We start from the raw sequence: 6,362 nt of genomic DNA on the forward strand, positions 1-6,362 counted from the left end.
TCGCCGCCGGCTTTGCCCGCTGAAAAGGACAATAACAATGCGCAACCCCACCGCTCCGTCGCGGCGGACCCACGTCCGCTATCTGGTCCTGGCGATGATTTTCCTGGTCACGGTATTCAACTACGTCGACCGCGCCACCCTCTCCATCGCCGCACCGGCCATGCGTCACGACCTCGGCTTCGACGCCGTGGCCATGGGTCTTGCCTTCTCGGCCTTTGGCTGGGCCTATACCGCCATGCAGATTCCCGGCGGCATCGTGCTCGATCGCTTCGGCTCGCGCCTGGTGCTGGGCGCCAGCCTGATTCTCTGGTCGGCGCTGACCTTCCTGCAGGGCTACGTCGAATTCTTCTCCTCGGCACTACTGGCTCTGTTCGTGCTGCGCTTTCTGATGGGGGTGGCGGAGTCGCCGGCCTTTCCGGCCAACAATCGCCTCACGGTGATGTGGTTCCCGCGCCAGGAGCGCGGCCTGGCCACCGCCATCTTCCAGTCGGCGCAGTATTTCGCCCTGGCGGTGTTCACGCCGCTGATGGTGATCCTGCTCAACCAATTCGGCTGGGAGCACGTATTCTTCTGGACGGGCGGCGCCGGCATCCTCATCGGCCTGCTGTGGTTCGCCACCGTGCAGGAGCCCCGGCACGACAAAAGGGTCAGCCAGAGCGAGCTGGACCACATCGAGGCCGGCGGCGGTCTGCCCGACCTGGGCGACACCCGGGCGCCCTTCAGCTGGCGCACCTTCAAGGCCATCAGCGGCAATCGCATGATGCTGGGCATCTACCTGGGGCAGTTCTGCCTGATCACCATCACCTGGTTCTTCCTCACCTGGTTTCCCACCTACCTGGTCGAGGCCAAGGGCCTGACAATGCTCAAGGTCGGCCTGATCGCCGCCATCCCGCCGGTGGCCGGCTGCCTGGGCGGCGTTCTCGGCGGACTCTGGTCGGACGGCATGCTGCGCCGCGGCTACAGCCTCACCGCCGCGCGCAAGACGCCGATCATCGTCGGCCTGCTGCTCTCCAGCAGCATCGTGGTGGCCAACTACACCCAGTCCATCGCCCTGGTCACCCTGGTGATGTCCATCGCCTTCTTCGCCAAGGGCGTGGGCAACCTCGGCTGGTGCATCGTCGGCGACGTCTCGCCTAAGCGCGCCATGGGCGTGAGCGGGGCCATCTTCAACTTCTGCGGCAACATCGCCAGCATCGTCACCCCGCTGGCCATCGGCCTGATGATCAACCAGCTCGGCTCCTTCGACGTCGCCCTCACCTACGTCGCCGCCATGGGCCTGCTCGGCGCCTTCTCCTACCTGGTCATCGTCGGCCCGCTCAAGCGCCTGGACCTGGGCGAGCTCAACGACGAGCCATCCGCCACCACAGACACCGCCCTGCCTGCCACCCGCCCCTGATCCCTCACCCCGGAGACTTTCCCCATGACCGACACCTCCTACAGCGCCGACCAGGACCGCATCGCCTGGGTCCGTCTGGCTTCCGTGTTCCTGCCGCTGGCCACCCCCATCAGCGACGCCAAGGTGCTCACCGGCCGGCAGAAGCCGATGACCGAGATCGCCATCCTCTTCGTCGAGATCGAGACCCGCGACGGCCAGCGTGGCCTGGGCTTCAGCTATTCCAAGCGCGCCGGTGGCCCGGGCCAGTTCGCCCACGCCCGGGAAATCGCCCCGGTGCTGCTCGACGAGAATCCCAGCGACATCCAGAAACTTTGGACCAAGCTCTGCTGGGCCGGCGCCTCGGTGGGTCGCAGCGGCCTCGCCACCCAGGCCATCGGCGCCTTCGACGTGGCCCTCTGGGACCTCAAGGCCCGTCGCGCCAACCTTTCCCTGGCGCGCCTGCTGGGCGCCCAGCGCGACTCGGTGCGTTGCTACAACACCTCCGGCGGCTTCCTGCACACGCCACTGGAGCAGTTGCTGGTGAACACCGATCTTTCCCGGGAAAAAGGCATCGGCGGCATCAAGCTCAAGGTCGGCCAGCCCGACTGCGCCCTGGACCTTGAGCGCGTCGCCCGCGTGCGCCGCCACCTGGGCGACAGCTTCCCGCTGATGGTCGACGCCAACCAGCAATGGGACCGACCCACCGCCCAGCGGATGTGCCGGCGCTTCGAGGAATTCAACCTGATCTGGATCGAGGAACCGCTGGACTGCTACGACGCCGAGGGCCACGCCGCCCTGGCCGCGGCCTTCGATACCCCCATCGCCACCGGCGAGATGCTCACCAGCATTGCCGAACACCAGGAATTCATTCGTCTGCGCGGTGCCGACTTCCTGATGCCCGACGCGCCAAGGGTGGGCGGTATCACGCCCTTCCTCAAGGTGGCTGCGCTGGCCGAGCAGGCCGGCGTGATGCTGGCGCCGCACTTCGCCATGGAATTGCATGTGCACCTGGCCGCCACCTACCCCACCGAGCCCTGGGTGGAACACTTCGAATGGCTGGAGCCGCTGTTCAACGAACGCCTGGAAACCCGTGACGGGCGGATGCTGGTGCCGACCCGCCCGGGCCTGGGGCTGTCGCTTAGCGACAGGGTCGCCGGCTGGACCGCGCAGGAAGCCGAATTCGGCCGGCGCGGCTGACACCCGCTCTGCGCCGCGAACTCCACACGGGTGTGGCACTCTATCCAGGCCAAGGCCTGGAAGAGAAAGCCCATGTTCGGATCGCTGCGCAGTCGTCTGATTGCCCTGCTGCTGATGCTCGGCGGCATGGCCGTCGGGGTCGGCTGGCTGATGATCCTGCTCTTGCGCCAGTCGGAAAGCGCCCAGCTCGGCCAGGCCACGGTGGAAGCCGAGCAGGCCTGCCAGGCCATCGCCAGCAGCTATCGCTTCTACAGCAATGGCTGGTCCGGCCCTACCGCGGGCCTCGCCGACCCGGCGCTGCAGCGCAGTCTCGGGGGCGTGGCCAGTGTCGCCCTGCTGCGCTATCGCGGCATGGCCGGCGGCCTCTGGCAGGAACAGGCGGGACTGCTGGCCGATGCCAGTCCCTTCCCCCTGACCGCCGCCGAACGCCAGCACCTGGCCGATCTCTCCGCCGCGACCCTGGCCGAGGCACGCAGCCTGAGCGACAGCTTCAGCGCGGACGGCGCCACGGTGCTGGTGGCCGCCTGCCCGCTGTCCGGGCCCATTGCCGATCTCGCCGCCTGGACCCTGACCCGCCTGACCTTCGCCGAGGGCAGCGGGCAGCGCCAGCTGAAACTGGGCCTGGGCCTGCTGCTGCTGGCCATGCTCGCCGCCACCCTGCTGCTCGGCCGACTCACCTGGCAGTGGTCGCGCCATGTCGCGCGGGTCGAGCGCGATCTGGGCGCCAATGCCAGCCACGACCTGCCCACCCTCGCCCTGACTGGCGAACGCGAGCTGGACCGGGTGCTGGCGGCGCTCAACCAGGCCGGGCAGCGCCTGACCCAGGCCCGGGACGAGGCCCAGCGACTGACCACCCAGGTCCACGCCAGTGAACGGCTGGCCGCCCTCGGTCGGGTGGCCGCCGGGGTCGCCCACGAGATCCGCAACCCCCTGGCCGCCATGCGCCTCAAGGCCGAGAACGCCCTGGCCGGCGACAGCGGCCGGCAGCGGAAGGCGCTGGACGCCATCCTCACCCAGGTCACCCGGCTGGACCGCCTGTTGCGCCGCCTGCTCGACCTCACCCAGCCGCTGCACCTGCAACCCACTGTCATCGCGCTGCCGGCCTTTTGCCGCGAGGTGCTGGCCGGTCACGAAGACCAGGCCGTCCAGCGCGGCATCCGCCTGACCGCCCGGGTGGCCGTCGATGAGGGCTGGTTCGATCGCGACGCCCTGGCCCGCGCCCTGGACAACCTGCTGCTCAACGCCCTCCAGGCCGCCCCGGCAGACAGCGAAATCCGTCTCGATGCCAGCCGGCGCGGCGACTGGCTGGTGCTGGCGGTGGAAGACGAAGGCCAGGGGCCGCCTGCCGAGTTGCGCGCCCAGCTCTTCGAGCCCTTCGTCACCGGTCGCCCGGAGGGCACCGGCCTGGGCCTGGCCCTGGTCCGCGAGACCGCCCGCGCCCACGGTGGCGAGGCGCGGCTGATCGATCCCTCCCTTCCCACGCGCTTCGAGATCCTCCTGCCATGCCAACCCTGCTGATCATCGATGACGACGCCGGTCTGCGCGACGCCCTGGCGGAAACCGCCGCGGACCAGGGCTACCGGGTGCTGCAGGCCGACGGGGGCGAAGCGGGCTTGCGGCTCCTGACGCAGGAGGCGGTGGACGCCGTGCTGCTCGACCTGCGCATGCCCGGGCTGGATGGCCTGGAGGTGCTGGCGCGCATCCGCGCCCTCCCCGAACCACCGGCGGTCACGGTGCTGACCGCCTTCGCCAGTGCCGGCAACACCATCGAGGCCATGCGCCTGGGCGCCTTCGATCACCTCACCAAGCCCATCGGCCGTGACGAGCTGATCCGGGTACTGGCTGGCATGACCGCCCAGCGCGGTCCGGCCAGTGCGCCACCGGCCACGGTCGAGGGCCATACCCTGGTGGGCGGCAGCGACGCCCTGCGCCAGGTGCAGAAGACCATCGGCCGCCTGGTGGACAGCGAGGCCACGGTGCTGGTCACCGGCGAGACCGGCACCGGCAAGGAACTGGTGGCCCGCGCCATCCACGAGCATGGCAAGAGACGCGGGGCGCCCTTCGTGGCGGTCAATTGCGCGGCCATACCGCCGGATCTGCTGGAAAGCGAACTCTTCGGCCATGTGCGCGGCGCCTTCAGCGGGGCCACCGCCAATCGCCTCGGTGCCTTTCGCGAAGCCCAGGGCGGCACCCTCTTTCTCGACGAGATCGGCGACATGCCGCTGCCGATGCAGGCCAAGATCCTGCGCGCCCTGCAGGAACGCGAGGTGACGCCGGTGGGCGGCGCGCCGGTGCGCCTGGACGTGCGTCTGGTAGCGGCCACCCACCGCGACCTGGCCCAGCGGGTCGCCAGCGGCGACTTCCGCGAGGACCTCTTCTATCGCCTGCACGTGGTACCCATCCACCTGCCGGCGCTGCGCGAGCGGCGGGCCGACATCCTGCCGCTGGCCGAACACTTCCTCGCCCCCAGCGGCCGCGTCCTGGCGGACGATGCCGCCGCCCTGCTCCTGCGCCACCCCTGGCCGGGCAACGTGCGCGAATTGCGCAATGCCATCCAGCGCGCCGCGACCCTGGCCAAGGGCGAACGCATCGTCGCCGCCGACCTGGCCTTTCTGCAGGGCGAGACCCCGGATGAGGTGGCCATCGACGCCAGCTGGCCGGAGGAGACCCTGGCCGAAGCCACCGCGCGCCTGGAACGCCTGCTGATCGAGCGCGCCCTGCAGCGCAGCGGCGGCAATCGCGCCGAAGCGGCCCGCCGCCTGGGCATCCATCGCCAGCTGCTCTACACCAAGCTGAGTCGGCTGGGCCTGGGTGTCGGCGCAGACGACAGTCCCGCTTAGAGCCTATTCAAAGTCTCGCGAGCTAGAGACAAACAAGGCGAAAATGACTGAGGAAGCGGAGTTTACGAGTGGTAAATGAGCATTCCGAAGCCATTTTCAACGCCGTTTGGCCGACGCGCAGCAGACTTTGGACAGGCTCTTAGGCTGTCCGCTTTGCCGACAGGTATGTCCGCCAGCCGGACGCAATGCCTGGCTCGGACGGTCTCCATAAATCGCAAGGTATTGATTTTTATAGAAAATAAAAGTTGGCACAGGCCCTGCAATATCCTGATCGTCAACCACCGCAGGAGTCATCCATGCCTACCAAGACCCAAACCCTCGTGATCGGGACCTTCGCCCTGCTGTCCGTCAGCGGCCTCGTCCTGGCACAAACCGCACCCGCCGGCAGCACCGCCTCCACCACCGCGGCCAGCGCCCAGATCCCTACCCAGCAGGGCCAGCTCAAGCAGTTCCTGCTCAATCCCCGCGGCGATATCGACGGCCTGATCCTGGCCGACGGCACCGAGGTCAACACCCCGCCGCACCTGTCCGAGCAACTGGCCGCCACCTTCAAGCCGGGTGACAGCATCAACGTCGCCGGTCTGCGCGCCGCCAGCCTGCCGCTGGTCCAGGCGGTGTCCCTGACCAACGTCCAGACCGGCAAGACGGTCACCGACGAAGGCCCCGATCGCGTGGCCGGTCGCCGTCCGCCGGCCCCCCCGGCACCGGGCACCGAGCGCGATGGCGACAGCCTCCAGGGCCAGATCGTCCAGTTGCTGCACGGTCCCCGTGGCGACGTGAACGGCGCCCTGCTGCAGGACGGTACCGCCCTGCGCCTGCCGCCCCATGAAGCCCTGCGCCTGCAAGCGCTGCTCAAGCCCGGTCAGACCGTAGCCGTCCGCGGCGAGCTGGTGGCCAATGCCCAGGGCCGTGCCTTCCGGGTCAGCGCCCTCGGCGCCGATGCCAACTCG

Annotated in this window: 5 protein-coding genes; all 5 read left to right on the forward strand. The window is 69.1% G+C overall.

What is annotated here, in order from left to right; genetic code table 11:
* The first annotated feature begins 37 nt into the window (after nt 1–37).
* A complete protein-coding gene (locus tag OXS31_RS05150) occupies nt 38–1,396 on the forward strand; it encodes an MFS transporter (RefSeq protein WP_267398214.1) in 1,359 nt (452 codons plus the stop codon).
* 24 nt (nt 1,397–1,420) lie between these two features.
* Nucleotides 1,421–2,572, forward strand: coding sequence for a mandelate racemase/muconate lactonizing enzyme family protein (locus OXS31_RS05155; protein ID WP_169854007.1), 1,152 nt, complete (start codon nt 1,421–1,423; stop codon nt 2,570–2,572).
* Between the two features lie 72 nt (nt 2,573–2,644).
* A complete protein-coding gene (locus tag OXS31_RS05160; RefSeq protein WP_044341429.1) occupies nt 2,645–4,090 on the forward strand; it encodes an ATP-binding protein in 1,446 nt (481 codons plus the stop codon).
* On the forward strand, nt 4,075–5,412 hold the full coding sequence (locus OXS31_RS05165) for a sigma-54 dependent transcriptional regulator (protein ID WP_267398218.1): 1,338 nt from the start codon (nt 4,075–4,077) through the stop codon (nt 5,410–5,412). The genes OXS31_RS05160 and OXS31_RS05165 overlap by 16 nt, the downstream gene beginning before the upstream one ends.
* 296 nt (nt 5,413–5,708) lie before the next feature.
* A partial coding sequence (locus OXS31_RS05170) for a hypothetical protein (protein WP_267398220.1) occupies nt 5,709–6,362 on the forward strand: 654 nt, incomplete at its 3' end.

This window comes from Pseudomonas sp. GM_Psu_1 (assembly GCF_026544185.1).
GTDB lineage: Bacteria > Pseudomonadota > Gammaproteobacteria > Pseudomonadales > Pseudomonadaceae > Chryseomonas > Chryseomonas oryzihabitans.

What these genes read in the sequence shown, in the direction of transcription:
- OXS31_RS05150 (WP_267398214.1), top strand. Translation starts at nt 38, where the DNA reads ATGCGCAACCCCACCGCTCCGTCGCGGCGGACCCACGTCCGCTATCTG.
- OXS31_RS05155 (WP_169854007.1), top strand. Translation starts at nt 1,421, where the DNA reads ATGACCGACACCTCCTACAGCGCCGACCAGGACCGCATCGCCTGGGTC.
- OXS31_RS05160 (WP_044341429.1), top strand. Translation starts at nt 2,645, where the DNA reads ATGTTCGGATCGCTGCGCAGTCGTCTGATTGCCCTGCTGCTGATGCTC.
- OXS31_RS05165 (WP_267398218.1), top strand. Translation starts at nt 4,075, where the DNA reads ATGCCAACCCTGCTGATCATCGATGACGACGCCGGTCTGCGCGACGCC.